The 1,149-nt window shown below is 68.1% G+C and carries 2 protein-coding genes; both read right to left on the bottom strand.

The genetic code is table 11. The features are described from left to right. On the bottom strand, positions 1-628 hold a 628-nt coding region (locus CDE01S_RS17965), incomplete at its 3' end, for a hypothetical protein (protein WP_157077212.1). 12 nt (positions 629-640) lie between these two features. Beyond that, positions 641-1,149 (bottom strand): hypothetical protein (locus tag CDE01S_RS18780; RefSeq protein WP_169802293.1); only part of this gene is annotated, 509 nt, incomplete at its 5' end.

Raw genomic sequence — 1,149 nt, 5'->3', positions numbered from 1 at the left:
GCACCTCAAACAGCAGCGCACCCGAGGCGTCCAGCTTGACGCGCACCCTGTTGGCCACCTCCTCGGGCCGCAACGGGATCAGGATGCCCAGCGCCACCACTTCGCCATAGATTCCGCCACGCGTGCGCCGATGCACCTGGGCGAGCCAGTCATCCGGCAGACGCCCGAGCTTGTGGCGCTGCTTGTGCGTCTTGTTGCGACGACCGACCCGGGCTGGGTCGAAGCGCGCCGCCATGAGGAAGGACAGACGGCGCTCGATGTCCAGCAACTGCTCCGCGTAGATGCGCCGGGCTTCCTGCATGCCGCTTTGCGGGTCCGGGGCGTTCTTGCGCGCCCGGTCCGCCCGTATCAGGCACTCGCGCAAGTCCTCGCGGGCTTTCCATAGGCAGGCCGCGCGCAGCTTCCGAAAACTCGCCGCCGTCCCGGCCAGCGCCATCGGATCGCCGCCTGCGTTGGCAACGCGCGCCGCGTCCGAGGCGTAGCTGTCCCGCGTCCGGTCGGCCAGCTCACCGCCCCCGCTCAGGTGGGCGGCTCGCAGCTCGGCGACCTTGGCGAACAGCGGGTCAGGCGTGGCGGACCCCGGCAAGCCGGAGTCCACCGCTGACCGCTGATCGCGCGAGGTCGCCATCGCCGCCCGCCCTCAGTGCAAACCGGCTTCGCCGGATTGCGGGCGGGCTCCGGCTTCCTTGGCTTCGCCACCCCTCAGAGGCTTCTGTGCCTGCGCCTGCGGCTCAGTCCCAGAAACCTCCAAGGGGCCGGAAGCAGCGTTATCCGCGCTGTCCAGCGGACGGATAACGCGACGCTTGCGGCCCAGCGACGGCATGCCCGATGGCGGGGCATGCACGGCGCCCGCCGCCTGCGATTGCAGGTGCTGCACCATGGCTTGCGCGGACTGGTGCGTCTGGATCAGATCGCGCAGACGGGGTAGCCGCTTATGCAGCTTGTCTCTCCGGAGCTTGGTTCCGGTGAGTTCGTCAGCGCTCTTTGGGCCTGGTCTGTTGATGTAGTCACTCAGCCCGGCCAAGGCATCGAGCACCGCTTGATAGTGCTCGGCCAGGTCGTCGCCTTGCAGGCTGTCGATATTGACGCACAACAGGTCGTCCGCGATCAATTGGGCGCTTGGATGTAGGGTGTTGCTCATGTCGTTGG

The organism is Curvibacter delicatus NBRC 14919 (assembly GCF_001592265.1).
Taxonomy (GTDB): Bacteria; Pseudomonadota; Gammaproteobacteria; order Burkholderiales; family Burkholderiaceae_C; genus Hylemonella; species Hylemonella delicata.
The sequence above is the reverse complement of the archived record's forward strand: the minus strand, read 5'-3'. Positions and strand labels throughout refer to the sequence as shown.